The 23,771-nt window shown below is 60.7% G+C and carries 35 protein-coding genes and 1 pseudogene; 1 reads left to right on the top strand and 35 read right to left on the bottom strand.

Annotation, left to right across the window (positions count from 1 at the left end):
* Positions 1–46: 46 nt before the first annotated feature.
* The 4 genes from E4487_RS01170 to E4487_RS01155 are packed head-to-tail and all read right to left on the bottom strand — an operon-like array spanning position 47 to position 3,762.
* Positions 47–970: an NAD-dependent epimerase/dehydratase family protein gene (locus E4487_RS01170; protein ID WP_037055754.1), complete on the bottom strand. Its 924-nt coding sequence runs from the start codon at positions 968–970 to the stop codon at positions 47–49.
* The gene (locus tag E4487_RS01165) at positions 963–1,847 is read right to left on the bottom strand and encodes a sugar nucleotide-binding protein (protein WP_134675805.1); all 885 of its coding nucleotides are present in this window, start codon (positions 1,845–1,847) and stop codon (positions 963–965) included. The genes E4487_RS01170 and E4487_RS01165 overlap by 8 nt, the downstream gene beginning before the upstream one ends.
* A gap of 19 nt (positions 1,848–1,866) precedes the next feature.
* Positions 1,867–2,358 (bottom strand): single-stranded DNA-binding protein, encoded by a 492-nt coding sequence (locus E4487_RS01160; protein WP_125881396.1) that lies wholly within the window; start codon positions 2,356–2,358, stop codon positions 1,867–1,869.
* 9 nt (positions 2,359–2,367) lie between these two features.
* On the bottom strand, positions 2,368–3,762 hold the full coding sequence (locus E4487_RS01155) for an MFS transporter (RefSeq protein ID WP_037055747.1): 1,395 nt from the start codon (positions 3,760–3,762) through the stop codon (positions 2,368–2,370).
* Between the two features lie 134 nt (positions 3,763–3,896).
* On the opposite strand from E4487_RS01155, the gene uvrA reads away from it, so the two are divergent.
* On the top strand, positions 3,897–6,758 hold the full coding sequence (gene uvrA / locus E4487_RS01150; RefSeq protein WP_037055746.1) for an excinuclease ABC subunit UvrA: 2,862 nt from the start codon (positions 3,897–3,899) through the stop codon (positions 6,756–6,758).
* 80 nt (positions 6,759–6,838) lie between these two features.
* Here the strand turns inward: uvrA and bfr are convergent, their stop codons facing one another.
* The 31 genes and pseudogenes from bfr to E4487_RS00995 form a co-directional block, all read right to left on the bottom strand.
* Entirely contained in the window at positions 6,839–7,303 is a 465-nt protein-coding gene (bfr, locus tag E4487_RS01145; protein ID WP_037055744.1) for a bacterioferritin, read from the bottom strand.
* A 135-nt stretch (positions 7,304–7,438) separates the two neighbouring features.
* On the bottom strand, positions 7,439–9,589 hold the full coding sequence (gene katG / locus E4487_RS01140) for a catalase/peroxidase HPI (protein ID WP_037055741.1): 2,151 nt from the start codon (positions 9,587–9,589) through the stop codon (positions 7,439–7,441).
* A 260-nt stretch (positions 9,590–9,849) separates the two neighbouring features.
* The gene (rplQ, locus tag E4487_RS01135) at positions 9,850–10,236 is read right to left on the bottom strand and encodes a 50S ribosomal protein L17 (RefSeq protein WP_037055738.1); all 387 of its coding nucleotides are present in this window, start codon (positions 10,234–10,236) and stop codon (positions 9,850–9,852) included.
* A 44-nt stretch (positions 10,237–10,280) separates the two neighbouring features.
* Positions 10,281–11,282 (bottom strand): DNA-directed RNA polymerase subunit alpha, encoded by a 1,002-nt coding sequence (locus tag E4487_RS01130; protein ID WP_037055733.1) that lies wholly within the window; start codon positions 11,280–11,282, stop codon positions 10,281–10,283.
* 22 nt (positions 11,283–11,304) lie between these two features.
* The gene (gene rpsD / locus E4487_RS01125) at positions 11,305–11,925 is read right to left on the bottom strand and encodes a 30S ribosomal protein S4 (RefSeq protein ID WP_003243935.1); all 621 of its coding nucleotides are present in this window, start codon (positions 11,923–11,925) and stop codon (positions 11,305–11,307) included.
* Between the two features lie 17 nt (positions 11,926–11,942).
* Positions 11,943–12,332 carry a 30S ribosomal protein S11 gene (gene rpsK / locus E4487_RS01120; RefSeq protein ID WP_003243933.1) on the bottom strand — a complete coding sequence of 130 codons (390 nt, stop codon included), beginning with the start codon at positions 12,330–12,332 and terminating at the stop codon, positions 11,943–11,945.
* A gap of 30 nt (positions 12,333–12,362) precedes the next feature.
* Positions 12,363–12,719: a 30S ribosomal protein S13 gene (rpsM, locus tag E4487_RS01115; protein ID WP_003463275.1), complete on the bottom strand. Its 357-nt coding sequence runs from the start codon at positions 12,717–12,719 to the stop codon at positions 12,363–12,365.
* 133 nt (positions 12,720–12,852) lie between these two features.
* The gene (rpmJ, locus tag E4487_RS01110) at positions 12,853–12,969 is read right to left on the bottom strand and encodes a 50S ribosomal protein L36 (RefSeq protein WP_002555468.1); all 117 of its coding nucleotides are present in this window, start codon (positions 12,967–12,969) and stop codon (positions 12,853–12,855) included.
* A 28-nt stretch (positions 12,970–12,997) separates the two neighbouring features.
* Positions 12,998–14,326: a preprotein translocase subunit SecY gene (secY, locus tag E4487_RS01105; RefSeq protein ID WP_037055730.1), complete on the bottom strand. Its 1,329-nt coding sequence runs from the start codon at positions 14,324–14,326 to the stop codon at positions 12,998–13,000.
* Positions 14,327–14,761 carry a 50S ribosomal protein L15 gene (gene rplO / locus E4487_RS01100; protein ID WP_037055727.1) on the bottom strand — a complete coding sequence of 145 codons (435 nt, stop codon included), beginning with the start codon at positions 14,759–14,761 and terminating at the stop codon, positions 14,327–14,329.
* 2 nt (positions 14,762–14,763) lie between these two features.
* Positions 14,764–14,943 (bottom strand): 50S ribosomal protein L30, encoded by a 180-nt coding sequence (gene rpmD / locus E4487_RS01095; RefSeq protein ID WP_003243922.1) that lies wholly within the window; start codon positions 14,941–14,943, stop codon positions 14,764–14,766.
* Between the two features lie 2 nt (positions 14,944–14,945).
* Positions 14,946–15,446 (bottom strand): 30S ribosomal protein S5, encoded by a 501-nt coding sequence (rpsE, locus tag E4487_RS01090; RefSeq protein ID WP_037055724.1) that lies wholly within the window; start codon positions 15,444–15,446, stop codon positions 14,946–14,948.
* A 3-nt stretch (positions 15,447–15,449) separates the two neighbouring features.
* Positions 15,450–15,800, bottom strand: a complete 351-nt coding sequence (gene rplR, locus E4487_RS01085; protein ID WP_017675612.1) for a 50S ribosomal protein L18 — start codon at positions 15,798–15,800, stop codon at positions 15,450–15,452.
* 11 nt (positions 15,801–15,811) lie between these two features.
* Positions 15,812–16,345, bottom strand: a complete 534-nt coding sequence (gene rplF / locus E4487_RS01080) for a 50S ribosomal protein L6 (RefSeq protein ID WP_037055721.1) — start codon at positions 16,343–16,345, stop codon at positions 15,812–15,814.
* A 12-nt stretch (positions 16,346–16,357) separates the two neighbouring features.
* On the bottom strand, positions 16,358–16,750 hold the full coding sequence (rpsH, locus tag E4487_RS01075) for a 30S ribosomal protein S8 (protein ID WP_003243915.1): 393 nt from the start codon (positions 16,748–16,750) through the stop codon (positions 16,358–16,360).
* Between the two features lie 194 nt (positions 16,751–16,944).
* Positions 16,945–17,250 (bottom strand): 30S ribosomal protein S14, encoded by a 306-nt coding sequence (rpsN, locus tag E4487_RS01070; protein WP_037055718.1) that lies wholly within the window; start codon positions 17,248–17,250, stop codon positions 16,945–16,947.
* A gap of 14 nt (positions 17,251–17,264) precedes the next feature.
* A complete protein-coding gene (rplE, locus tag E4487_RS01065) occupies positions 17,265–17,804 on the bottom strand; it encodes a 50S ribosomal protein L5 (RefSeq protein ID WP_003243911.1) in 540 nt (179 codons plus the stop codon).
* Between the two features lie 19 nt (positions 17,805–17,823).
* Entirely contained in the window at positions 17,824–18,138 is a 315-nt protein-coding gene (gene rplX / locus E4487_RS01060; protein WP_003463290.1) for a 50S ribosomal protein L24, read from the bottom strand.
* A gap of 11 nt (positions 18,139–18,149) precedes the next feature.
* Positions 18,150–18,518 carry a 50S ribosomal protein L14 gene (rplN, locus tag E4487_RS01055; RefSeq protein ID WP_003243907.1) on the bottom strand — a complete coding sequence of 123 codons (369 nt, stop codon included), beginning with the start codon at positions 18,516–18,518 and terminating at the stop codon, positions 18,150–18,152.
* 23 nt (positions 18,519–18,541) lie between these two features.
* Positions 18,542–18,808 (bottom strand): 30S ribosomal protein S17, encoded by a 267-nt coding sequence (gene rpsQ, locus E4487_RS01050; protein WP_003243904.1) that lies wholly within the window; start codon positions 18,806–18,808, stop codon positions 18,542–18,544.
* Between the two features lie 2 nt (positions 18,809–18,810).
* Positions 18,811–19,002 carry a 50S ribosomal protein L29 gene (rpmC, locus tag E4487_RS01045; protein ID WP_003243902.1) on the bottom strand — a complete coding sequence of 64 codons (192 nt, stop codon included), beginning with the start codon at positions 19,000–19,002 and terminating at the stop codon, positions 18,811–18,813.
* The gene (gene rplP / locus E4487_RS01040) at positions 19,002–19,415 is read right to left on the bottom strand and encodes a 50S ribosomal protein L16 (protein WP_003243901.1); all 414 of its coding nucleotides are present in this window, start codon (positions 19,413–19,415) and stop codon (positions 19,002–19,004) included. Before rplP ends, rpmC begins: the two co-directional genes overlap by 1 nt.
* A gap of 12 nt (positions 19,416–19,427) precedes the next feature.
* Positions 19,428–20,114, bottom strand: coding sequence for a 30S ribosomal protein S3 (rpsC, locus tag E4487_RS01035; RefSeq protein WP_003243898.1), 687 nt, complete (start codon positions 20,112–20,114; stop codon positions 19,428–19,430).
* Positions 20,115–20,127: 13 nt separating this feature from the next.
* Positions 20,128–20,460, bottom strand: coding sequence for a 50S ribosomal protein L22 (rplV, locus tag E4487_RS01030; protein WP_003103908.1), 333 nt, complete (start codon positions 20,458–20,460; stop codon positions 20,128–20,130).
* Between the two features lie 11 nt (positions 20,461–20,471).
* Positions 20,472–20,747, bottom strand: coding sequence for a 30S ribosomal protein S19 (gene rpsS / locus E4487_RS01025; protein WP_003243896.1), 276 nt, complete (start codon positions 20,745–20,747; stop codon positions 20,472–20,474).
* Positions 20,748–20,763: 16 nt separating this feature from the next.
* Positions 20,764–21,588 carry a 50S ribosomal protein L2 gene (rplB, locus tag E4487_RS01020; RefSeq protein WP_037055713.1) on the bottom strand — a complete coding sequence of 275 codons (825 nt, stop codon included), beginning with the start codon at positions 21,586–21,588 and terminating at the stop codon, positions 20,764–20,766.
* 14 nt (positions 21,589–21,602) lie between these two features.
* Positions 21,603–21,902, bottom strand: coding sequence for a 50S ribosomal protein L23 (gene rplW / locus E4487_RS01015; RefSeq protein WP_021444331.1), 300 nt, complete (start codon positions 21,900–21,902; stop codon positions 21,603–21,605).
* Positions 21,899–22,501: a 50S ribosomal protein L4 gene (gene rplD / locus E4487_RS01010; RefSeq protein WP_037055711.1), complete on the bottom strand. Its 603-nt coding sequence runs from the start codon at positions 22,499–22,501 to the stop codon at positions 21,899–21,901. The genes rplW and rplD overlap by 4 nt, the downstream gene beginning before the upstream one ends.
* Positions 22,502–22,515: 14 nt before the next feature.
* Positions 22,516–23,145 (bottom strand): 50S ribosomal protein L3, encoded by a 630-nt coding sequence (gene rplC / locus E4487_RS01005; protein ID WP_013717347.1) that lies wholly within the window; start codon positions 23,143–23,145, stop codon positions 22,516–22,518.
* Between the two features lie 83 nt (positions 23,146–23,228).
* Positions 23,229–23,540 (bottom strand): 30S ribosomal protein S10, encoded by a 312-nt coding sequence (rpsJ, locus tag E4487_RS01000; protein WP_003243886.1) that lies wholly within the window; start codon positions 23,538–23,540, stop codon positions 23,229–23,231.
* Positions 23,541–23,695: 155 nt separating this feature from the next.
* Positions 23,696–23,771: pseudogene (locus tag E4487_RS00995) on the bottom strand (elongation factor Tu); the annotation flags it as partial.

Here is a 23,771-nt window from a genome sequence, read left to right as displayed (position 1 = left end):
GGCAAAAGAAAAAGCCGGCTTTCGCCGGCTTTTTCTTTTCCTCTGCTCAGAGCCCGAGCAACAGTCGCAGCCCTTCGCGCAAGGGCGTCTGCTCCGGCATGGCATAGTGCGCCTGCAGGCGCGAATTGTCGGCCCGCGAATGGCGGATATCGCCAGCCCGTGCCGGCAGGTGCGTCACCTGTGGCAGGCCGCCGTACAGCGTGCCGATCTCGGCCAGCAGCTGGTTGAGGCTGACCGCCTGGCTCCAGCCGACGTTGACCGGTTCGAGCACTGCCTGCTGGTTGAGCAGGCCCTGCATCAGCAACGCGACCAGATCGCCCACATAGAAGAAATCGCGCGTCTGCTCGCCATCGCCGAAGACACTGATCGGCAGGCCTTGCTGCGCACGCTGGGTAAAGATACTGATCACCCCGGAATACGGCGAGGACGGATCCTGGCGCGGCCCGAAGATATTGAAGAACCGAAACACCGCCGGCTCCAGGCCATGCTGGCGACGATAGAAATCGAGGTAATGCTCGCCGGCCAGCTTGTCCGAGGCATAGGGCGTCAACGGCGCCTTGGCGGTGGCCTCGTCGATCGCCACGCCCTCGCCATTGTTGCCGTAGATGGCCGCGCTGGAGGCGTAGACGACACGCCGCACGCCCTGCTGGCGCATGGCCTCGCAGACGTTCAGGGTACCGATGAAATTGCTCTGGTGCGTCGCGACAGGGTCATCCACCGAGGCCTGTACCGAGGCCACCGCTGCCAGGTGCGCGACCCCTGCACAGCCGGCGACGGCTTCGGCGACGATCTGCGCGTCGGCCACGTCGCCCTCGATGAAGCGCAGGCGCGGGTTGTCCAGCGGCAGGTTGCTGCGCTTGCCCATGGACAGGTTGTCCAGCACGCGCACGTCATGACCGGCCGCAAGCAGTGCGTCGACCAGATTCGAGCCGATGAAGCCGGCCCCGCCCGTTACGAGAAATTCAGCCATGGCGATAGTAGCGATCCAGTAGGTTGGACAGACCCGCACGCCAGGCGCGCGGCTTGATACCGAAAGTGTGAAGAATCTTCTTGCAGGCCAGTACCGCATGCTGCGGTTCATCGGCGGCATCCGGGCGAGCGGCATGGGCTTGCGCCGACACGTCCTCGACCAGGTTGCTGCGGTAGTTGCGCGCCTCCGTCAGCACCGCCTGACCCAGGCTCAGCGACGTGCTCGCCTCATGCCCGCCATAGTGGTAGGTACCCCACAGCGGTGACTCGCAATCGAGTTGTTTGAGCACGGCGAGAATCACCCGCGCGGCGTCGTCCACCGGCGTCGGGTTGCCGCGCCGATCATCGGCCAGGAACAAGGCGTCGTCACGCTCGGCACGCAGCAGGAAACGCCCCAGGCGGCCCTCGCGACTGTCATCGAGCAGCCAGCCGAAGCGCAGCAGCACATGCCGCGGGCAGATCGCCCGCACGCTCTGCTCCAGGCGCCACAGGGCCTGGCCGCGCACGCCAAGGGGGATGGGTTCTTCCTTCTCGCTGTAGGCCGTCACCCGCGAGCCGTCGAACACCCGGTAGCTGGAAGGTTGCAAGAGCACGATGGAATGGTGCTGGCACAGCTCGGCCAGACGCTCCACCGCACGCTCCTGGGTCGCCAGGCGCGACTCGGCGACCGACTCGGCCTGGAACCAGTCGAAGTAGTACGCCAGGTTGATCAGCGCGTCAGGACGCGTGTCGTCGAGCAGGTCGGTCAGGCTCGCGGCATCCCAACCGTTCTCCGGCGGCCTGGGCGCGAGGAAGCCAATGTCCTCCTCGGCACCCAGACGGATCAGCGCTTGCCCCAGGGCACTGCCGCCGCCCAGCAGCATCAGGCGCATTCGCATAGGCTAGAGCCCGCTCCGCTTAGAACGGGATATCGTCGTCGAAGCTGTCGTAGTCAGGCGCCGGCTGGGCCTGCTGCGGAGCCGGACGCTCCTGACGCGGGGCCTGCTGCGGCTCACGCTGAGGCGCCGGGCGCGACTGGCGCGGTGCGCCGCCGTCGTCACCGCTCGGACGACCGCCGAGCAGCTGCATGGTGCCCTGCATGTCGACGATGATTTCGGTGGTGTAACGCTTGATACCGTCCTTTTCCCACTCGCGGGTCTGCAGCTTGCCCTCGATGTACACCTGCGAACCCTTGCGCAGGTATTCGCCGGCGATCTCGGCGACCTTGCCGAACAGGGCAACGCGGTGCCACTCGGTCTTCTCGACCTTCTGACCGGTCTGCTTGTCGGTCCACTGCTCGCTGGTGGCCAGGCTCAGGTTGGTGACCGCATTGCCGCTGGGCAGGTAGCGTGTTTCCGGGTCCTGGCCGCAGGTGCCGACCAGAATGACTTTGTTAACCCCACGGGCCATAACGTTCTCCTAGACTCGGCACGCCACTGGTGCCGATGCGATCAGGCGCTCCAGAGACGTGCGATCCACTTGTTGGGTATCGACTTTGATATAGATGGCCGCTTCATCGGCCACCACCACGGCGTCCGCCACTCCCGGCGTCGCCTTGAGGCGTTCGACCAGTTCGACATCGGCCAGTGCCGCGGCATCGAGCGGCAGGCGCAAACTGGTCACGTACGGCGGTTCGCGCATAGTAACAGCAATGGCCAGCCAAATCGCACAGAGCACTGCACAGCCGATGAACACCCCGCCCAGGCCGACATGCTGGTACAGCCAGCCACCGAGAATGCCGCCCAGCGCCGCGCCGAGGAACTGGCTGGTGGAATAGACCCCCATCGCCGTCCCCTTGCCACCGGCCGGTGCCACCTTGCTGACCAGCGACGGCAGCGACGCCTCGAGCAGGTTGAACGCGGTGAAGAACACCACGATGCCCAGCACCAGCGCACGCAGGCTGTGGCCGAACAGGGCGAAATAGAGCTCGCAGGCCAGCAGGACGCTGACGGCGCCGAGCAGCACGCGCTTCATCTGGCGTTTCTTCTCGCCATAGATGATGAACGGCACCATGCCGAAGAAGCCGATCAGCAGCGCGGTCAGGTAGACCCACCAGTGCTCCTCCTTGACCAGCCCGCCCTCTTCCACCAGCGCCAGCGGCAGCGCGACGAAACTGGCCATGAGCACCGCATGCAGCGCCAGGATGGCGAAGTCCAGGCGCAGCAGGTCGCCATGCTTCAGGGTCGGCCATAGCGCCTGGGCGGCCACGCCGGACTCGCGATGCTGCAGCGGCCCGGCATCCCTGGGCACCACGCCGGCGACGATCAGGATGCCCAGCAGCGCCATGCCCGCCGTCGCCCAGAACAGGCCGGACAGACCGAACGCGCGGGTCAGCAGCGGGCCGACCACCATGGCCACGGCGAACGACAGACCGATGCTCATGCCGATCATGGCCATGGCCTTGGTGCGGTGCTGCTCGCGGGTCAGGTCGGACAGCAGCGCCATCACCGCCGCCGAAATGGCGCCCGCGCCCTGCAGCACGCGCCCGGCGATCACGCCCCAGATGGAATCGGCGTTGGCTGCTACCAGGCTGCCGGCGACGAAGATCAGCAGGCCCACATAGATCACCGGGCGCCGCCCGATGCGGTCGCTGATGATGCCGAACGGAATCTGCAGCACGGCCTGGGTCAGACCGTAGGCGCCAATCGCCAGCCCGATGAGTGCCGGTGTACTGCCGGCCAGATCCATGCCGTAGGTGGCCAGCACCGGCAACACCATGAACATGCCCAGCATACGAAACGCGAAGACCATCGCCAGGCCACCGGCCGCGCGGGTCTCGCTACTGCTCATGCGCTCGCTGTGCGGATCGTGCATCGAATCAATCCCGAGGAAATCAGCCGGCGATTCTAGCAGCCGCCGCCGTTTCGGCACAGGCACACACTTTGCCGCAGGCTAGGCGCAAGCCCTATACTCGACCGTTTTCCGCCCGCCCAGCGAGGCCGTTGTAAGTGGACAAAATCCTGATCCGTGGGGCCCGCACCCACAATCTGAAGAATATCGACCTGACCCTGCCGCGCGACAAGCTGATCGTGATCACCGGCCTGTCCGGCTCCGGCAAGTCCTCCCTGGCGTTCGACACGCTCTACGCCGAGGGCCAGCGCCGCTACGTCGAGTCGCTGTCGGCCTATGCCCGGCAGTTCCTGTCGATGATGGAGAAGCCTGACGTCGACACCATCGAGGGGTTGTCCCCGGCGATTTCCATCGAGCAGAAATCCACCTCGCACAACCCGCGTTCGACCGTCGGCACCATCACCGAGATCTACGACTACCTGCGCCTGCTCTATGCCCGCGTCGGCACCCCGCGCTGCCCGGACCATGACGTGCCGCTGGAGGCACAGACCGTCAGTCAGATGGTCGATCAGGTGCTGGCCCTGCCGGAAGGGCGCAAGCTGATGCTGCTGGCCCCGGTGATCCGCGAACGCAAGGGCGAGCACCTCTCGGTGTTCGAGGAGCTGCGCGCGCAGGGTTTCGTACGCGCCCGGATCAACGGCAAGCTGCATGAGCTGGACGAGTTGCCCAAGCTGGACAAGCAGAAGAAGCACTCCATCGACGTGGTGGTCGACCGCTTCAAGGTGCGCGAAGACCTGCAGCAGCGCCTGGCGGAATCCTTCGAGACCGCCCTCGGCCTGGCCGACGGCATCGCCCTGGTGGCGCCCCTCCCAGCCGAAGGCGACAAAGAGCAGGGCGAGGAAGGTGACGAGATCATCTTCTCCGCACGCTTCGCCTGCCCGCACTGCGGCCACTCGATCAGCGAGCTGGAACCCAAGCTGTTCTCCTTCAACAACCCCGCTGGCGCCTGCCCCACCTGCGACGGCCTGGGGGTGAAGCAGTTCTTCGACACCAAGCGCCTGGTCAACGGCGAGCTGACCCTCGCTGAAGGCGCCATTCGCGGCTGGGACCGCCGCAACGTCTACTACTTCCAGATGCTCGGCTCGCTCTCGAGCCACTACGGCTTCAGCCTGGAAGAGCCGTTCGACGAACTGGCGGCCGAGCACCAGAAGGTGATCCTGTTCGGCAGCGGCACGCAGAGCGTCGACTTCAAGTACCTCAACGACCGTGGCGACATCGTCAAGCGCTCGCACCCCTTCGAGGGCATCATCCCCAACCTCGAGCGCCGCTACCGCGAAACCGAGTCGGCCAGCGTGCGCGAAGAGCTGGCCAAGTTCCTCAGCACCCAGCCCTGCCCGGATTGCCGCGGCACCCGCCTGCGCCGCGAGGCACGCCACGTCTGGGTCGGCGAGAAGACCCTGCCGGCGGTCACCGGCCTGCCGGTGGGCGATGCCTGCGACTACTTCGGCGAGCTGCACCTGAGCGGACGACGCGGCGAGATCGCCGAGAAGATCCTCAAGGAGATTCGCGAGCGCCTGCAGTTCCTGGTCAATGTCGGCCTCGACTACCTGACCCTCGACCGCAGCGCCGACACCCTCTCCGGCGGCGAGGCGCAGCGCATCCGCCTGGCCAGCCAGATCGGCGCCGGCCTGGTCGGCGTCATGTACATCCTCGACGAGCCGTCCATCGGCCTGCACCAGCGCGACAACGAGCGCCTGCTGGCCACCCTCACCCACCTGCGCAACCTGGGCAACACGGTGATCGTGGTCGAACACGACGAGGACGCCATTCGCCTGGCCGACTACGTGGTGGACATCGGCCCGGGCGCCGGCGTGCACGGTGGTCGGATCGTCTCCCAGGGCACACCGGACCAGGTCATGGCCGACCCCGAGTCGCTGACCGGCAGCTATCTGTCCGGGCGCAAGAAGATCCAGTACCCGGCGACCCGCACCCCGCGCGACAAGAAGAAGTCGCTGAAACTCAAGGGTGCGCGCGGCAACAACCTGCGCAAGGTCGACCTGGAGATTCCGGTCGGCCTGCTCACCTGCGTCACCGGTGTCTCCGGCTCGGGCAAGTCGACGCTGATCAACAACACCCTGTTCCCGATCACCGCTACCGCGCTGAATGGCGCCACCAGCCTGGAAGCCGCGCCGCACGACTCGTTCGACGGCCTGCAGCACCTGGACAAGGTGGTGGACATCGACCAGAGCCCGATCGGCCGTACGCCACGCTCCAACCCGGCGACCTATACCGGCCTGTTCACGCCGATCCGCGAACTCTTCGCCGGCGTGCCGGAGTCACGCTCGCGCGGCTACGGGCCGGGGCGCTTCTCCTTCAACGTCAAGGGCGGGCGCTGCGAAGCCTGCCAGGGCGACGGCGTGATCAAGGTGGAGATGCACTTCCTGCCGGATATCTACGTGCCGTGCGACGTGTGCAAGGGCAAGCGCTACAACCGCGAAACCCTGGAAGTGAAGTACAAGGGCAAGAGCATCACCGAAGTGCTCGACATGACCATCGAGGATGCCCGCGCCTTCTTCGACGCCGTGCCGGCGATCGCCCGCAAGCTGCAGACCCTGATGGACGTCGGCCTCTCGTACATCAAGCTGGGCCAGAGCGCGACCACGTTGTCCGGCGGCGAGGCGCAGCGAGTCAAGCTGAGCCGCGAGCTGTCCAAGCGCGACACGGGCAAGACCCTGTACATCCTCGACGAGCCGACCACCGGCTTGCACTTCGCCGACATCCAGCAACTGCTGGACGTGCTGCATCGCCTGCGCGACCACGGCAACACCGTGGTGGTCATCGAACACAACCTGGACGTGATCAAGACCGCCGACTGGCTGGTCGACCTCGGTCCGGAGGGTGGCTCCAAGGGCGGCATGATCATCGCGACCGGTACGCCCGAAGAGGTGGCGGCGAACCCGGCATCGCATACCGGGCACTTCCTCAAGCCACTGCTGGAAAGAGACAGCGACAAGCGATAGGTCGCAAGCGGCAAGCCAGAGCGGAAACAAAAAGCCAGAGCATTAGCTCTGGCTTTTTCTTGTGGCTTGCAGCTTGCCGCTCACATCTGGCTTTGCAGGTACTTCTCGAGCCCCAGCTTGTCGATCAGTTGCAGCTGGATTTCCAGCCAGTAGGCATGATCTTCCTCGGTGTCCTTGAGCTGCGCCAGCAGGATGTCGCGGCTCGGGTAATCCTGATGCTGCTCGCACAGCTCGATGCCCTTGCTGAGGGCCGCACGCACTTCGTACTCCAGGGCCAGGTCCAGCTTCAGCGCCTCGGGCACCGTCTGCCCGTAGGTGAAGGCGTTCGGCGCCATGTCCGGCACGCCCTCCAGGAAGATGATGCGCTTGAGCAGGGCATCAGCGTGCTGGGTTTCCTCTTCCATCTCGTGATTGATGCGCTCGTAGAGCTTGCTGAAGCCCCAGTCCTCATACAGCCGCGAATGGATGAAGTACTGGTCGCGGGCGGCCAGCTCACCCTTGAGCAGGTGCTTGAGGTAGTCGATGACTTCGGTGTGGCCTTTCATGCCGGGCAATCCTTGTAGCGTTCGTTGGCAGAGTGCAATGCTCCGCCTCACACCTGATTCGGTCAAGCAAAAGCACAACGCCTCCACGGGGGAGGCGTTGCGGTCTACTGACGCACGGCTGTGCGTCCTTCAGGCTCAGGCCAGGTCGAAACGATCCAGGTTCATCACCTTGGTCCAGGCGGCGATGAAGTCCTTGACCAGCTTCTCCTTGCCGTCGCCACTGGCATAGACCTCGGCGTAGGCACGCAGTACCGAGTTGGAGCCGAACACCAGGTCGTTACGGGTGGCGGTGTACTTCACCTGGCCATCCTTGCGAGCCCGCCCTTCGAACACCTCGCTGCTGCTGTCGGTGGCCTTCCACTCAGTGCCCATGTCCAGCAGGTTGACGAAGAAGTCGTTGGACAGCACGCCGACCTTGTCGGTGAACACGCCATGCTGGCTGCCGTCATGGTTGGCACCCAGTACACGCAGGCCACCCACCAGCGCCGTCAGCTCGGGCGCTGTCAGGGTCAGCATCTGCGCCTTGTCGACCAGCATCGCTTCGGTCGGCACACCCAGATTGCCCTTGCTGTAGTTGCGGAAGCCATCGGCTGCCGGCTCCAGCACATCGAACGACTCGACATCGGTCTGGTCCTGACGTGCATCGACACGGCCAGCAGCGAACGGCACCTCAGCCGTGACGCCAGCAGCCTTGGCAGCCAGCTCCACGCCCACGTTACCGGCGAGCACGATCACATCCGCCAACGACGCCTTGCCGGAGGCCTGCTGGATCTCCACCAGCTTCGGCAACACCTTGATCGCACGCTGGTTGACCGCCCAATCCTTCTGCGGCGCCAGGGCCAGACGCGCACCATTGGCGCCACCGCGCTTGTCACCACCGCGGAAGGTCGAGGCCGAAGCCCAGGCCACGGACACCAGGTCACCGACCGACAGACCGGAGGCCGCGATCTTCGCCTTCAGGTCGGCGATATCGGCGGCGCTCGGGTTGTGCGTGGCGGCTGGCAACGGGTCTTGCCAGATCAGGTCTTCCTTCGGCACTTCCGGGCCGAGGTAGCGCGCTTTCGGCCCCATGTCGCGGTGCGTCAGCTTGTACCAGGCACGGGCGAAGGCATCGGCGAACGCCTGCGGATCTTCGTAGAAGTGCTTGGAGATCTTGCCGAACCCAGGGTCGAAACGCAGGCTGAGGTCAGTGGTCAGCATGGTCGGCTTGTGGAATTTACCGGGCACGTGTGCATCGGGAATGATCTCCGGTGCATCCTTGGCCACCCACTGCTTGGCACCAGCCGGCGACTTGGTCAGCTCCCATTCGAACTTGAACAGGTTCTCGAAGAAGTTGTTGCTCCACAGCGCCGGGGTCTTCGTCCAGGTAACCTCGAGGCCGCTGGATACGGTGTCCTTGCCATGGCCAGTGCCGAAGTCGCTGGTCCAGCCAAGGCCCTGGGCCTCGATGGGCGCGCCTTCCGGCTCCGGTCCCTTGTGCGATTCAGGGGCTGCACCGTGGCACTTGCCGAAGGTGTGACCACCCGCGATCAGCGCGACGATCTCTTCGTCATCCATGGCCATGCGGTTGAAGGTGGCGCGGATGTCCTTGGCGGCCTCCAGGTAGTCACCGCTGGCGTTCGGACCTTCCGGGTTCACGTAGATCAGGCCCATGTGGGTGGCACCGAACGGTGCGGCCAGCTCGCGCTCGTCGTTGACGCGCTTGGGATCGACACCCAGCCAGGCGATCTCGGCGCCCCAGTTGACGTCCTGATCCGGTTCCCAGACGTCCTCGCGACCACCGGCAAAGCCGAAGGTACGGAAGCCCATGGACTCGAGCGCCACGTTACCGGCGAGGATGTAGAGGTCGGCCCAGGAAATCGCCTGGCCATACTTCTGCTTGATCGGCCACAGCAGGCGGCGCGACTTGTCGATATTGACGTTGTCCGGCCAGGAGTTCAGCGGAGCGAAGCGTTGCTGGCCACGACCACCGCCGCCACGGCCATCGGTGGTGCGATAGGTACCGGCCGAGTGCCAGGCCATGCGGATGAACTGCGGACCATAGTGACCGAAGTCCGCCGGCCACCAGTCCTGGCTGTCGGTCATCAGCCTGACCAGGTCGGCCTTGAGCGCCTTGTAATCGAGCTTCTTGAACGCTTCGGCGTAATTGAACGTCTCGCCGAGCGGGTTGGATCGGTCGGAATGCTGGTTCAGCAAGTCCACACGAAGCTGATTCGGCCACCAATCTCGATTGGTCGTGCCGCCACCTGCAACGTGGTTGAACGGACATTTACCTTGGTTCGACATGCTTCTCTCCTTCTCCTCATCGGGTCGATTGCAGCCTGTGCAATCAACAATGGGACAAGCCTAGACCCGCTTTGTCAGGCGAACCAATTCATGAAGTGTAACGAGCCGATAGCTATTTTCTTTCGTCTAAGGAGGCCGTGAATGCCGAGCGAGCGGCAGCACCACCCGCCGTGGGGCCGCAGAACGTCGGGAGGGCCTGGCAGAAATGACAGGCAACAAAAAACCGGGCACTAGGCCCGGTTTCTCGTACAGCAAACGACTTACTCGGCAGCTTCTACCGAGCCGGCGACCGGACGGTCAACCAGTTCGACGTAAGCCATCGGGGCGTTGTCGCCAGCGCGGAAACCGCACTTGAGGATGCGCAGGTAGCCGCCGTTACGGGTGGCGTAGCGCTTGCCCAGATCGTTGAACAGTTTGCCAACGATGGCTTTCGAACGGGTACGGTCGAAGGCCAGACGACGGTTGGCAACGCTGTCTTCCTTGGCCAGGGTGATCAGCGGCTCGGCAACGCGACGCAGTTCCTTGGCTTTCGGCAGGGTAGTTTTGATCAGCTCGTGCTCAAACAGCGAGACCGCCATGTTCTGGAACATGGCCTTGCGGTGAGCGCTGGTGCGGCTGAGGTGACGGCCACTTTTACGATGACGCATGGTTCAATTCCTTACCAAACTGTTTCGTTCGGTGATGATGACGATCAGGCAGTGGCCTTATCGTCTTTCTTCAGACTTGCCGGCGGCCAGTTGTCGAGGCGCATACCGAGGGACAGACCGCGAGAAGCCAGAACATCCTTGATTTCGGTCAGGGATTTCTTGCCCAGGTTCGGGGTTTTGAGCAGCTCTACTTCGGTACGCTGAATCAGGTCGCCGATGTAGTAGATGTTCTCTGCCTTGAGGCAGTTGGCCGAACGTACGGTCAGCTCCAGGTCATCGACAGGACGCAGCAGGATCGGATCGATCTCGTCTTCCTGCTCGACCACAACCGGCTCACTGTCACCCTTGAGGTCGACGAACGCGGCCAGCTGCTGCTGCAGGATGGTCGCGGCACGACGGATGGCCTCTTCAGGATCCAGGGTACCGTTGGTTTCCAGGTCGATAACCAGTTTGTCCAGGTTGGTGCGCTGCTCGACACGAGCGTTTTCCACCACGTAGGCAACACGACGTACCGGGCTGAACGAAGCATCCAGCTGCAAGCGACCAATGCTGCGGCTTTCATCTTCGTCGCTCTGGCGAGCGTCGGCTGGCTCATAGCCGCGACCACGAGCTACGGTGAGCTTCATGTTCAGCGAGCCATTGGAGGCCAGGTTGGCGATTACGTGGTCGCCGTTGACGATTTCGACATCGTGATCCAGCTGAATATCGGCAGCGGTAACGACGCCCGGGCCCTTCTTGGACAGAGTCAGGGTCACTTCGTCACGGCCGTGCAGCTTGATAGCCAGACCTTTCAGGTTGAGCAGGATCTCGATGACGTCTTCCTGCACACCTTCGATCGCGGAGTACTCGTGGAGTACGCCGTCGATCTCGGCCTCGACTACTGCACAGCCAGGCATGGAGGACAACAGGATGCGACGCAGCGCGTTGCCCAGGGTATGGCCGAAACCACGCTCGAGAGGCTCGAGGGTGATCTTGGCGCGGGTCGGACTGACCTCCTGCACATCGATGTGACGGGGGGTCAGGAACTCATTTACCGAAATCTGCATGGATGCACCTATTTTCTAGCCCTTACTTGGAGTAGAGCTCGACAATCAGGCTCTCGTTGATGTCAGCGGACAGATCGCCACGAGCCGGTACGTTCTTGAACACACCAGACTTCTTCTCGGCGTCTACTTCTACCCACTCAACGCGGCCGCGCTGGGCGCAGAGCTCAAGAGCCTGAGCGATGCGCAGCTGGTTCTTCGATTTCTCGCGAACAGCAACTACGTCGCCAGCTTTAACCTGGTAGGACGGTACGTTTACGGTCTGACCGTTGACGCTGATTGCTTTGTGCGAAACCAGCTGACGGGATTCGGCACGGGTAGCGCCAAAGCCCATACGGTAAACCACGTTATCCAGACGGCACTCCAGCAGTTGCAGCAGGTTTTCGCCGGTGGCGCCCTTCTGGCTGGCAGCTTGCTTGTAGTAACCGCTGAACTGACGCTCCAGAACGCCGTAGATACGACGGACTTTCTGCTTCTCACGCAGCTGGGTACCGTAGTCGGATTGACGACCACGGCGCTGACCGTGAATACCGGGAGCTGCTTCGATGTTGCACTTAGATTCAAGCGCGCGAACACCACTCTTCAGGAAGAGATCGGTGCCTTCACGACGAGACAGTTTGCACTTGGGACCAATGTAACGAGCCATTTCTCACTGTCTCCTGTTTACACGCGACGCTTCTTCGGCGGACGGCACCCGTTGTGCGGGATAGGCGTCACGTCGGTGATGCTGGCGATTTTGTAGCCGCAGGCGTTCAGAGCACGCACAGCGGATTCGCGACCTGGGCCTGGACCCTTGACGTTCACGTCGAGGTTCTTCAGACCGTACTCCAGTGCAGCCTGACCAGCGCGCTCGGCGGCGATCTGGGCGGCGAACGGAGTGGACTTACGCGAGCCGCGGAAGCCCGAACCACCGGAGGTAGCCCAGGACAGGGCGTTGCCCTGACGGTCGGTGATGGTCACGATAGTGTTGTTGAAAGACGCGTGGATGTGGGCGATGCCATCAACCACTGTCTTTTTGACTTTTTTACGAGTACGAGCAGCAGGTTTTGCCATGACTAAATTCCTGTCGATTCGCGAATGCGATTACTTGCGGATCGGCTTACGCGGGCCCTTACGGGTGCGAGCGTTGGTCTTGGTACGCTGACCGCGAACCGGCAGACCTTTACGATGACGCAGGCCGCGGTAGCAACCCAGATCCATCAAGCGCTTGATCTTCATATTCACTTCACGACGCAGGTCGCCTTCGGTATTCACCTTGGCTACTTCGCCACGCAGCTGTTCGATCTGCTCGTCAGTCAGATCCTTGATTTTCGCAGCCGGATTTACGCCGGTAGCGGCACAGATTTTCTGTGCAGTGGTGCGACCAACACCGAAGATGTAGGTCAGCGAGATAACAGTGTGCTTGTTATCCGGAATGTTAACGCCTGCAATACGGGCCATTCAGTGGAACTCCAATTGACAGCTACCTACGCCCCGGAAGCCAAGAAATAGGGCGCGAGATATTAACGCTGTAAAAACAAATAATCAACCCGGCAGCGCACTAGCTGCCGGGCTTATCACGCGTGGTTCACACTCAGCCTTGGCGCTGCTTGTGACGCGGCTCTGCGCTGCAGATCACCCGCACGACACCTTCGCGACGGATAATTTTGCAGTTACGGCACAGCTTTTTCACCGATGCACGAACTTTCATTACCAACTCCTCGAACCTTACGGGTGGATCAGCGGAGCATGCCGCTGCCATAACCCTTCAGGTTGGCTTTCTTCATCAGGGAATCGTACTGGTGAGACACGAGGTGAGATTGCACTTGGGACATGAAGTCCATGACAACCACGACCACGATCAGCAACGAGGTCCCGCCAAGGTAGAACGGAACGTTGGCCGCCACCACCAGGAACTGGGGCAACAGGCACACGGCCGTCATGTACAGAGCACCGAACATGGTCAAGCGGGTCAGTACGCCATCGATATAGCGTGCCGACTGCTCGCCCGGACGGATGCCCGGAATAAAGGCACCGGACTTCTTCAGGTTTTCCGCTACGTCTTTCGGGTTGAACATCAGCGCTGTGTAGAAGAAGCAGAAGAAAATGATCCCTGCACTAAACAGCAGAATGTTCAACGGCTGACCAGGAGCGATAGCCTGCGAAATGTCCTGCAGCCAGCCCAGACCTTCGGACTGACCGAACCAAGACCCCAGCGAGGCCGGGAACAGCAGAAGGCTGCTGGCGAAAATGGCCGGGATCACGCCCGCCATGTTCACCTTCAACGGCAAGTGGCTGGTCTGCGCAGCGAAGACCTTGCGGCCCTGCTGACGCTTGGCGTAGTGCACCGCAATGCGACGCTGACCACGCTCGATGAACACCACGAAACCGATGATCGCTACTGCCAGCAGGCCGATGGCAATCAGGGCGAAGATATTGATATCGCCTTGACGGGCAGACTCGAAAGACTGCCCGATTGCCGCCGGCAGACCGGCCACGATGCCAGCAAAAATCAGCATCGAGATACCGTTGCCGACACCACGCTCGGTGATCTGCTCGCCCAGCCACATCATGAACATCGCGCCCGCCACAAAAGTGGTGACCGCCACGAAGTGGAAGCCGAAATCGACCGAGAACGCTACGCCCTGACTGGCCAGACCAACGGACATGCCGATGGCCTGGACAAATGCCAGGGCGAGAGTGCCGTAGCGGGTGTACTGGCTGATCTTGCGACGGCCAGCTTCACCTTCCTTCTTCAACTGCTCCAGCTGCGGGCTGACGGCGGTCATCAGCTGCATGATGATCGATGCCGAGATGTACGGCATGATCCCCAGTGCAAAGATGCTCATCCGCTCCAGCGCGCCGCCGGAAAACATGTTGAACAAGCTAAGAATGGTCCCCTCATTCTGCCGGAACAGATCCGCCAGTCGGTCTGGGTTGATGCCAGGAACCGGGATGTGCGCACCTATCCGGTAGACGATGATCGCCAGGAACAGGAAGCGCAGTCGAGCCCAGAGTTCGGACAACCCGCCACCTGCCAGCGCTGAGAGAGCACCTTGCTTAGCCATTTAGTCCTCGAACTTACCGCCAGCTGCTTCGATAGCCGCACGCGCACCCTTGGTGGCGGCGATACCTTTCAGGGTGACCGCACGGGTAACCTCACCGGACAGCATGACTTTGACGCGCTGTACGTGTTGGCCTACCAGGTTGGCATCCTTCAGAGCCTGCAGAGTAACGACATCGCCTTCAACCTTGTTCAGCTCGGAGGTACGCAGTTCAGCGCGATCCATAGCCTTCAGGGAAACGAAGCCGAACTTCGGCAGACGGCGGTGCAGCGGCTGCTGACCACCCTCGAAGCCCGGAGCGATGGAGCCACCGGAGCGGGAGGTCTGACCTTTGTGACCACGGCCACCAGTCTTGCCCAGACCGCTACCGATACCACGGCCCGGACGGTGCTTTTCGCGACGGGCACCCGGCGCGGAACGCAGATCGTTCAGTTGCATGATTAACCCTCCACCTTCAGCAGGTAGTAAGCCTTGTTGATCATGCCGCGGTTTTCCGGAGTATCCAGAACCTCTACGGTGTGACCGATGCGGCGCAGGCCCAGGCCCTTGACGCAAGCTTTGTGATTGGCCAGACGGCCATTGGTGCTCTTGATCAGAGTCACTTTGACGGTGTTAGCCATGGTTAGAGAATCTCCTCGACGCTCTTGCCACGCTTGGCCGCAACGGATTCCGGAGACTGCATGGTCTTCAGACCTTCGAAAGTGGCATGAACCACGTTCACCGGGTTGGTCGAGCCGTAGCACTTGGCCAGAACGTTCTGCACACCAGCCACTTCCAGCACGGCACGCATGGCGCCGCCGGCGATGATACCGGTACCTTCGGAAGCCGGCTGCATGAACACCTTGGAGGCGCCGTGAGCGGACTTGATCGGGTACTGCAGAGTGGTGCCGTTCAGATCCACCTGGATCATGTTGCGACGCGCAGCTTCCATCGCCTTCTGGATGGCAGCCGGTACTTCACGGGACTTGCCACGGCCGAAACCGACGCGACCCTTGCCATCACCCACTACGGTCAGTGCGGTGAAGGTGAAGATACGGCCACCTTTGACGGTCTTGGCAACGCGGTTAACCTGAACCAGCTTCTCGATGTAGCCTTCGTCGCGCTTTTGGTCGTTATTTGCCATAACTTAGAACTCCAGCCCGCCTTCACGAGCAGCATCAGCCAGCGCCTTGACGCGGCCGTGGTACTTGAAGCCAGAACGGTCGAATGCCACTTGAGTCACACCAGCGGCTTTCGCACGCTCAGCAACCAGCGCACCAACTTTCTTGGCTGCGTCGACGTTGCCGGTGGCGCCATCACGCAGAGCTTTGTCCAAGGTAGAGGCGCTGGCCAGAACCTTGCTGCCGTCGGCCGAGATGACCTGGGCATAGATGTGCTGCGAAGAGCGATACACGCACAGACGCACGGCTTCGAGCTCGTGCATTTTCAGGCGTGCTTTGCGAGCGCGACGCAGACGAGTAACTTTTTTGTCGGTCATTTCTCAGCCCCTTACTTCTTCTTGGCTTCTTTACGACGGACAACTTCATCCGCGTAACGAACGCCTTTGCCCTTGTACGGCTCAGGACGACGGAAGTCACGGATCTCCGCAGCCACCTGACCCACCAGTTGCTTGTCGATACCCTTGATCAGGATTTCGGTCTGGTTCGGGGTTTCGGCCACGACACCTTCCGGCAGTTCGTAGTCGATCGGGTGGGAGAAGCCCAGAGCAAGGTTCAGCACCTGGCCTTTGGCTTGAGCTTTGTAGCCCACACCTACCAGTTGCAGCTTACGCTCGAAGCCTTGGCTGACACCGATGACCATGTTGTTCACCAGAGCGCGAGTAGTACCGGCCATGGCACGGTTCTGCTGGTCGCCGTTACGAGCAGCGAAACGCAGCTCGCTACCTTCCTGGATCACTTCCACGGACGAATGAACGTTCAGTTCCAGAGTGCCCTTGGCACCCTTCACCGAGAGCTGCTGACCGGCGAGTTTGATCTCGACACCAGCTGGCAGCGCGACGGGGTTCTTAGCAACGCGAGACATGCTTATCCCCCCTTAGAACACGGTGCAGAGCACTTCGCCGCCGACACCGGCAGCGCGCGCAGCGCGATCCGTCATCACACCTTTGTTGGTGGAGACGATGGAAACACCGAGACCGCCACGAACCTTCGGCAGGTCATCGACGGATTTGTATTGACGAAGGCCAGGACGGCTCACGCGCTTGACTTCCTCGATGACCGGACGGCCTTCGAAGTACTTCAGCTCGATGGACAGTTGTGGCTTGGCTTCGCCATTTACTTCGTAACCCGCAATGTAACCCTCGTCCTTCAGAACTTTGGCTACAGCCACCTTCAGAGTGGAAGACGGCATGCTTACGACGGACTTTTCAGCCATCTGGGCATTACGGATACGAGTTAGCATGTCCGCTAACGGGTCCTGCATACTCATGGGCTAGACGCTCCTGATACAAAAAGAACAGCCCGAGGGCTGTGGGATCATCCAAAAGCTCGGCACGGAAATACCAGGCTCAGGAGAGCCGGACATTCTAGAGACCGATCAAAAATGAAGCAAGCCCCAAAAGGGGCTTGTTCAATAAAAGGCAAAGCCGGCACAAGGCCGGCTCTGCTTTCAGCTACCGCTGATTACCAGCTGGCTTTCACCAGGCCCGGTACGTCACCGCGCATGGCGGCTTCGCGCAGCTTGTTACGCGACAGACCGAACTTGCGGTAAACGCCGTGCGGACGGCCGGTGATGCGGCAACGGTTACGCAGGCGCGAGGCGCTGGCGTCACGTGGCTGCTTCTGCAGGGCGACCTGCGCTTCCCAACGAGCTTCCGGAGTGGAGTTCGGGTTAACGATGATCGCTTTCAGCTCGGCACGCTTCTTGGCGTACTTGGCAACCGTTTGCTGACGCTTCAGCTCACGGTTCTTCATGCTCATTTTGGCCATTTTCCAGACTCCGATCAGTTGCGGAACGGGAAGTTGAAAGCACGCAGCAGAGCGCGGCCTTCATCATCGTTACGGGCAGTGGTAGTCAGGGTGATGTCCAGACCACGCAGCGCATCAATCTTGTCGTAATCGATTTCCGGGAAGATGATCTGCTCTTTCACGCCCATGCTGTAGTTGCCGCGGCCGTCGAAGGACTTGGCATTCAGGCCGCGGAAGTCACGCACGCGCGGCAGGGAGATGGACAGCAGACGATCCAGGAACTCGTACATACGCTCGCGACGCAGAGTGACCTTGACGCCAATCGGCCAGCCTTCACGAACCTTGAAACCTGCGATCGACTTGCGGGCATGAGTCACGACGACTTTCTGACCGGTGATCTTCTCGAGGTCGGCAACGGCGTTCTCGATGACTTTCTTGTCACCGATCGCTTCGCCCAGGCCCATGTTCAGGGTGATTTTGGTGATGCGCGGAACTTCCATCACGTTGGCCAGCTTCAGTTCTTCCTTCAGCTTGGGCGCGATTTCCTTCCGGTAAATCTCTTTCAGTCGTGCCATGGTGTTCTACCTATGATTCTCAAGCGCCAACCGGCTTTTGGGTGGACTTGAAGACACGAATTTTCTTGCCGTCTTCGACCTTGAAGCCAACGCGATCAGCCTTGTTGGTTTCAGAGTTGAAGATGGCAACGTTGGAAGCGTGCAGCGGCGCTTCTTTCTCGACGATACCGCCTTGAACGCCCGACATCGGGTTCGGCTTGGTGTGGCGCTTCACCAGGTTGATGCCGCCAACGACCAGACGGTCGTCAGCGAGAACCTTGAGCACCTTGCCACGCTTACCTTTGTCTTTGCCGGCGATCACGATGATCTCGTCGTCACGACGAATCTTTTGCATGTCGGATCTCCTTAAAGCACTTCAGGGGCGAGCGAGACGATCTTCATGAACTTCTCGGAACGAAGTTCACGGGTCACTGGCCCGAAAATACGGGTACCGATCGGCTCTTGCTTGTTGTTCAGCAGAACAGCAGCGTTGCCGTCGAAGCGGATGATCGAACCGTCGGCACGGCGAACGCCGTGACGGGTACGAACGACCACTGCGGTCATGACCTGACCTTTCTTCACTTTGCCGCGCGGAATTGCTTCCTTGACGGTGACCTTGATGATGTCGCCGATGCCGGCGTAGCGACGATGCGAGCCGCCCAGCACCTTGATGCACATGACGCGACGTGCACCACTGTTGTCAGCCACATCGAGCATGGATTGAGTCTGAATCATAAAATTTCTCCGACCCTTAGCTCTTAGACTTCTACGGCGCGTTCAACGACTTCAACCAGCGCCCAGGACTTGGTCTTGGACTGCGGGCGGGTTTCACGGATGGAAACCTTGTCGCCGATCTTGCACTGGTTGGATTCGTCGTGAGCGTGCAGCTTGGTCGAACGCTTGACGTATTTACCGTAGATCGGGTGCTTCACGCGACGCTCGATCAGAACGGTGATGGTCTTGTCCATCTTGTCGCTGACAACACGGCCGGTCAGCGTACGGACTGTTTTTTCAACTTCGGCCATGATCACTTACCTGCCTGCTGGCTGAGGACAGTCTTGACGCGAGCGATGTCGCGCTTCACTTGCGAGAGCAGGTGCGACTGCCCCAGCTGGCCAGTTGCCTTCTGCATACGCAGATTGAACTGGTCGCGCAGCAGCTCGAGCAGTTGCTCGTTCAGCTGCTGTGCGCTTTTTTCACGAAGTTCGGTCGCTTTCATCACATCACCGTCCGCTTAACAAAGGTGGTGGCGAGCGGCAGCTTTGCAGCAGCCAGGGCGAAGGCCTCGCGCGCCAGCTCTTCGGATACGCCTTCGATCTCGTACAGGACCTTGCCTGGCTGGATCTGGGCTACCCAGTATTCAACGCCACCCTTACCTTTACCCATACGCACTTCGAGAGGCTTCTTGGTAACCGGCTTGTCCGGGAAGACGCGGATCCAGATCTTGCCGCCACGTTTTACGTGACGAGTCAGAGCACGACGAGCGGACTCGATCTGACGAGCGGTGAGACGACCGCGGGCGACAGACTTCAGCGCGAACTCGCCGAAGCTGACTTTGCTACCGCGCTGAGCCAGACCACGGTTGTGGCCGGTCATCTGCTTGCGGAACTTCGTACGCTTTGGTTGCAACATGATGCGTACTCCTTATTTCTTAGCAGCTTTACGAGGAGCGGGCGCTTGCGGCTTCAGCTCTTCAGTGCGGCCACCAATGACCTCACCCTTGAAGATCCAAACCTTGACGCCGATCACACCGTAAGTGGTGTGCGCTTCGTAGGTGGCGTAATCGATGTCGGCACGCAGGGTGTGCAGGGGCACACGACCTTCGCGATACCACTCGGTACGAGCGATTTCAGCGCCGCCGAGACGACCACTCACCTGGATCTTGATGCCCTTGGCACCAATGCGCATGGCGTTCTGTACAGCGCGCTTCATGGCGCGACGGAACATAACGCGACGCTCCAGCTGCTGAGCTACGCTCTGCGCAACCAGCATACCGTCGAGCTCCGGCTTGCGGATCTCTTCGATGTTGATGTGCACCGGCACACCCATTTGCTTGGTCAGGTCCTGACGCAGCTTCTCAACATCTTCACCTTTCTTGCCGATCACGATGCCGGGACGAGCGGTGTGGATGGTGATGCGTGCGGTTTGAGCCGGACGAGCGATGTCGATACGGCTAACGGACGCGCTTTTTAGTTTGTCTTGCAGGTATGCACGAACCTTCAGGTCGGCATTCAGATAGTCGGCGTAATTGCGACCGTCTGCGTACCAGACCGAGGTGTGATCCTTGACGATTCCCAGGCGGATGCCAACGGGATGTACTTTCTGACCCATCTGATCGACTCCGTTACTTGTCCGCAACCTTGACAGTGATATGGCAAGACCGCTTGACGATGCGATCAGCACGGCCTTTGGCACGCGGCATGATGCGCTTAAGCGAACGCCCTTCGTTGACGAAAACGGTGCTGACCTTCAGGTCATCAACGTCTGCGCCTTCGTTGTGCTCGGCGTTGGCAACGGCCGACTCCAGCACTTTCTTCATGATCTCGGCGGCTTTCTTGCTACTGAAAGCCAGCAGGTTGAGCGCTTCGCCCACCTTCTTCCCGCGGATCTGGTCGGCGACCAGGCGAGCTTTCTGGGCGGAGATGCGAGCGCCCGACAACTTAGCGGCTACTTCCATTTCCAAACCCCTTAACGCTTGCCTTTCTTGTCGGCAACGTGACCACGATAGGTACGAGTGCCGGCAAATTCGCCCAGTTTGTGGCCGACCATGTCTTCGTTCACGAGAACCGGGACATGCTGACGACCGTTATGCACGGCGATGGTCAAACCGACCATCTGCGGCAGGATCATCGAACGACGCGACCAGGTTTTAACCGGCTTGCGATCGTTCTTTTCCACCGCCGCTTCGACCTTCTTCAGTAGGTGAAGATCGATAAAAGGACCTTTTTTCAGAGAACGTGGCACTGTCGTATCCCTCTATTTACTTGCGACGACGGACGATCATGTTGTCGGTGCGCTTGTTAGCACGGGTCTTCGCGCCCTTGGTCGGGAAGCCCCATGGCGACACCGGATGACGACCACCGGAGGTACGACCTTCACCACCACCGTGCGGGTGATCAACCGGGTTCATGGCAACACCACGAACGGTCGGACGAACACCACGCCAGCGCTTGGCGCCAGCCTTACCCAGCGAACGCAGGCTGTGCTCGGAGTTCGAGACTTCGCCCAGGGTCGCACGGCACTCAGCCAGGACTTTGCGCATTTCGCCGGAGCGCAGACGCAGAGTCACATAAGCACCTTCACGCGCGATCAGCTGAGCGGAAGCACCGGCGGAACGAGCGATCTGCGCGCCTTTACCCGGCTTCAGCTCGATACCGTGAACGGTCGAACCCACCGGAATGTTGCGCAGCTGCAGGCTGTTACCGGCCTTGATCGGAGCCATGATGCCCGCGATCAGTTGGTCGCCAGCTACAACGCCTTTCGGGGCGATGATGTAGCGACGCTCACCGTCGGCGTACTTCAGCAGAGCGATGTGAGCAGTACGGTTCGGATCGTATTCCACGCGCTCGACAGTGGCAGGGATGCCATCTTTGTCGTTGCGACGGAAGTCGACCAGACGGTAATGCTGCTTGTGACCACCACCAACGTGACGCGTGGTGATACGGCCGTTGTTGTTACGACCACCGGACTTCGACTTCTTCTCGAGCAGCGGAGCGTACGGAGCGCCTTTGTGCAGCTCCTGATTGACCACCTTGACCACAAAACGGCGGCCAGCGGAAGTCGGTTTGCATTTAACGATTGCCATGATGCACCCCTTCCTTACTCAGCACTGCTGGTGAAATCGAGATCTTGGCCCGGCTGAAGGGAGATAACTGCCTTCTTCCAGTCGTTACGCTTGCCCAGACCGCGAGCGGTGCGCTTGCTCTTGCCCAGAACGTTCTGGGTAGTAACGCGCTCAACCTTCACGCTGAACAGGCTTTCGACGGCCTTCTTGATTTCCAGCTTGGTCGCATCGGTAGCGACTTTGAAAACGAACTGACCTTGCTTGTCAGCCAGAACCGTGGCCTTCTCGGAGATGTGCGGGCCAAGCAGCACTTTGAATACGCGTTCCTGGTTCATCCCAGCAGCTCCTCGAATTTCTTCACGGCCGAAACAGTGACCAGCACTTTTTCGTACGCGATCAGGCTGACCGGATCGGAACCCTGGACGTCACGTACATCGACGTGCGGCAGGTTGCGGGCAGCCAGGTACAGGTTCTGATCGACCGCGTCGGATACGATCAGCACATCGTTCAGACCCAGGCCGTTCAGCTTGCTCAGCAGAGCCTTGGTTTTCGGCGCTTCGACAGCGAAGTCTTCAACCACTACCAGACGGTCGGTACGAACCAGCTCAGCAAGGATGGAGCGCAGGGCTGCGCGGTACATCTTCTTGTTCAGCTTCTGATCATGGTTACGGGTGGACGCTGCGAAGGTCACACCACCGCCACGCCAGATCGGACCACGGGTGGTACCCGCACGAGCACGACCGGTGCCCTTCTGACGCCACGGGCGCTTACCGCCACCGGAAACGTCGGAACGGGACTTCTGGCCTTTGGTGCCCTGACGGCCGCCGGCCATGTAGGCCACGACTGCTTGGTGAACCAGGGTCTCGTTGAACTCGCCACCAAAGGTCGCTTCGGACACTTCGATCGCCTGAGCGCCATTTACATTCAATTGCATCTCAGATTCTCCCCTTACGCCTTGACAGCCGGACGAACGATAACGTCGCCGCCAGTAGCGCCCGGAACGGCACCCTTGACCAGCAGCAGGTTACGCTCGGCGTCTACGCGAACAACTTCCAGGGACTGCACGGTCACGCGCTCGGCGCCCATATGACCGGACATCTTCTTGCCCTTGAATACACGACCCGGAGTCTGGCACTGACCGATGGAACCCGGTACACGGTGCGAAACGGAGTTACCGTGAGTGTTGTCCTGGCCGCGGAAGTTCCAACGCTTGATGGTACCGGCGAAGCCTTTACCTTTGGACTGACCGGTCACGTCGACCAGTTGACCAGCTTGGAAAATTTCAGCGTTGATCAGATCGCCAGCCTGGTAGTCGCCTTCTTCAAGACGGAATTCCAGAACAGTACGACCTGCCGCGACGTTCGCCTTGGCGAAGTGGCCAGCCTGAGCCTTGCTAACACGCGAAGCGCGACGCTCGCCGACAGTGACCTGCACTGCACGATAGCCATCGGACTCCTCGTTTTTGAACTGGGTGACGCGATTCGGTTCGATCTCGATGACCGTGACCGGAATGGAGACACCTTCTTCGGTGAAAATGCGGGTCATACCGCACTTACGACCGACTACACCAATAGTCATGTTGTAAACCTCATGAGTGTACGGGGCTTTCACCCGCTATGGCCGCCCATTTCAGAGCGTTACACGACTAAAACCGCCAGGTTTTAGCCGAGGCTGATCTGCACTTCCACGCCTGCCGCAAGGTCGAGCTTCATCAGCGCATCAACGGTTTTATCCGTCGGCTGGACGATGTCCAGAACACGCTTATGAGTGCGGATTTCGTACTGATCACGCGCGTCTTTGTTGACGTGCGGGGAAATCAGAACGGTATACCGCTCCTTACGAGTAGGCAGAGGAATCGGACCACGCACCTGAGCACCAGTACGTTTCGCGGTTTCCACGATTTCCTGGGTAGATTGATCGATCAGGCGATGGTCAAAAGCCTTCAACCGAATACGGATTTGTTGGTTTTGCATTTTGACCTCAGATTCCAAGCTGCTAATCCCCACAGACGGACTACGCCCGTTCGAGGGAGGCGCAATTGTACGGATGCCCCCCAGGGGTGTCAACTTTTAACCAGTTCAAAAGAAAAGGGCCCCGAAGGGCCCCTTTCTTTCAAGCGGATCGTTGATTACTCGACGATCTTGGCAACCACGCCGGCGCCGACGGTACGACCGCCTTCGCGGATCGCGAAGCGCAGGCCGTCT

This window comes from Pseudomonas sp. BMW13, from assembly GCF_013357275.1.
Classification (GTDB): domain Bacteria; phylum Pseudomonadota; class Gammaproteobacteria; order Pseudomonadales; family Pseudomonadaceae; genus Aquipseudomonas; species Aquipseudomonas khazarica.
Note: the sequence above shows the minus strand (reverse complement) of the source record. Positions and strands in the feature narration are given on the sequence as shown.

Bases quoted from the DNA above. Each gene is read 5' to 3' on its own strand.
- E4487_RS01170 (WP_037055754.1), bottom strand. From the start codon at position 970: ATGGCTGAATTTCTCGTAACGGGCGGGGCCGGCTTCATCGGCTCGAAT.
- E4487_RS01165 (WP_134675805.1), bottom strand. From the start codon at position 1,847: ATGCGAATGCGCCTGATGCTGCTGGGCGGCGGCAGTGCCCTGGGGCAA.
- E4487_RS01160 (WP_125881396.1), bottom strand. From the start codon at position 2,358: ATGGCCCGTGGGGTTAACAAAGTCATTCTGGTCGGCACCTGCGGCCAG.
- E4487_RS01155 (WP_037055747.1), bottom strand. From the start codon at position 3,762: ATGCACGATCCGCACAGCGAGCGCATGAGCAGTAGCGAGACCCGCGCG.
- bfr (WP_037055744.1), bottom strand. From the start codon at position 7,303: ATGAAAGGCCACACCGAAGTCATCGACTACCTCAAGCACCTGCTCAAG.
- katG (WP_037055741.1), bottom strand. From the start codon at position 9,589: ATGTCGAACCAAGGTAAATGTCCGTTCAACCACGTTGCAGGTGGCGGC.
- rplQ (WP_037055738.1), bottom strand. From the start codon at position 10,236: ATGCGTCATCGTAAAAGTGGCCGTCACCTCAGCCGCACCAGCGCTCAC.
- E4487_RS01130 (WP_037055733.1), bottom strand. From the start codon at position 11,282: ATGCAGATTTCGGTAAATGAGTTCCTGACCCCCCGTCACATCGATGTG.
- rpsD (WP_003243935.1), bottom strand. From the start codon at position 11,925: ATGGCTCGTTACATTGGTCCCAAGTGCAAACTGTCTCGTCGTGAAGGC.
- rpsK (WP_003243933.1), bottom strand. From the start codon at position 12,332: ATGGCAAAACCTGCTGCTCGTACTCGTAAAAAAGTCAAAAAGACAGTG.
- rpsM (WP_003463275.1), bottom strand. From the start codon at position 12,719: ATGGCCCGTATTGCAGGCGTTAACATTCCGGATAACAAGCACACTGTT.
- rpmJ (WP_002555468.1), bottom strand. From the start codon at position 12,969: ATGAAAGTTCGTGCATCGGTGAAAAAGCTGTGCCGTAACTGCAAAATT.
- secY (WP_037055730.1), bottom strand. From the start codon at position 14,326: ATGGCTAAGCAAGGTGCTCTCTCAGCGCTGGCAGGTGGCGGGTTGTCC.
- rplO (WP_037055727.1), bottom strand. From the start codon at position 14,761: ATGCAACTGAACGATCTGCGTTCCGCGCCGGGTGCCCGTCGCGAAAAG.
- rpmD (WP_003243922.1), bottom strand. From the start codon at position 14,943: ATGGCTAACACCGTCAAAGTGACTCTGATCAAGAGCACCAATGGCCGT.
- rpsE (WP_037055724.1), bottom strand. From the start codon at position 15,446: ATGGCAAATAACGACCAAAAGCGCGACGAAGGCTACATCGAGAAGCTG.
- rplR (WP_017675612.1), bottom strand. From the start codon at position 15,800: ATGACCGACAAAAAAGTTACTCGTCTGCGTCGCGCTCGCAAAGCACGC.
- rplF (WP_037055721.1), bottom strand. From the start codon at position 16,345: ATGTCTCGCGTTGCTAAGAACCCCGTCGCGCTGCCAGCTGGTGTCGAG.
- rpsH (WP_003243915.1), bottom strand. From the start codon at position 16,750: ATGAGTATGCAGGACCCGTTAGCGGACATGCTAACTCGTATCCGTAAT.
- rpsN (WP_037055718.1), bottom strand. From the start codon at position 17,250: ATGGCCAAAATGAGCATGAAGAACCGTGAGCTGAAGCGTCAGCAAACG.
- rplE (WP_003243911.1), bottom strand. From the start codon at position 17,804: ATGGCACGACTGAAAGAGATTTACCGGAAGGAAATCGCGCCCAAGCTG.
- rplX (WP_003463290.1), bottom strand. From the start codon at position 18,138: ATGCAAAAGATTCGTCGTGACGACGAGATCATCGTGATCGCCGGCAAA.
- rplN (WP_003243907.1), bottom strand. From the start codon at position 18,518: ATGATTCAGACTCAATCCATGCTCGATGTGGCTGACAACAGTGGTGCA.
- rpsQ (WP_003243904.1), bottom strand. From the start codon at position 18,808: ATGGCCGAAGTTGAAAAAACAGTCCGTACGCTGACCGGCCGTGTTGTC.
- rpmC (WP_003243902.1), bottom strand. From the start codon at position 19,002: ATGAAAGCGACCGAACTTCGTGAAAAAAGCGCACAGCAGCTGAACGAG.
- rplP (WP_003243901.1), bottom strand. From the start codon at position 19,415: ATGTTGCAACCAAAGCGTACGAAGTTCCGCAAGCAGATGACCGGCCAC.
- rpsC (WP_003243898.1), bottom strand. From the start codon at position 20,114: ATGGGTCAGAAAGTACATCCCGTTGGCATCCGCCTGGGAATCGTCAAG.
- rplV (WP_003103908.1), bottom strand. From the start codon at position 20,460: ATGGAAGTAGCCGCTAAGTTGTCGGGCGCTCGCATCTCCGCCCAGAAA.
- rplB (WP_037055713.1), bottom strand. From the start codon at position 21,588: ATGGCAATCGTTAAATGCAAACCGACTTCCGCTGGCCGCCGTTTTGTG.
- rplW (WP_021444331.1), bottom strand. From the start codon at position 21,902: ATGAACCAGGAACGCGTATTCAAAGTGCTGCTTGGCCCGCACATCTCC.
- rplD (WP_037055711.1), bottom strand. From the start codon at position 22,501: ATGCAATTGAATGTAAATGGCGCTCAGGCGATCGAAGTGTCCGAAGCG.
- rplC (WP_013717347.1), bottom strand. From the start codon at position 23,145: ATGACTATTGGTGTAGTCGGTCGTAAGTGCGGTATGACCCGCATTTTC.
- rpsJ (WP_003243886.1), bottom strand. From the start codon at position 23,540: ATGCAAAACCAACAAATCCGTATTCGGTTGAAGGCTTTTGACCATCGC.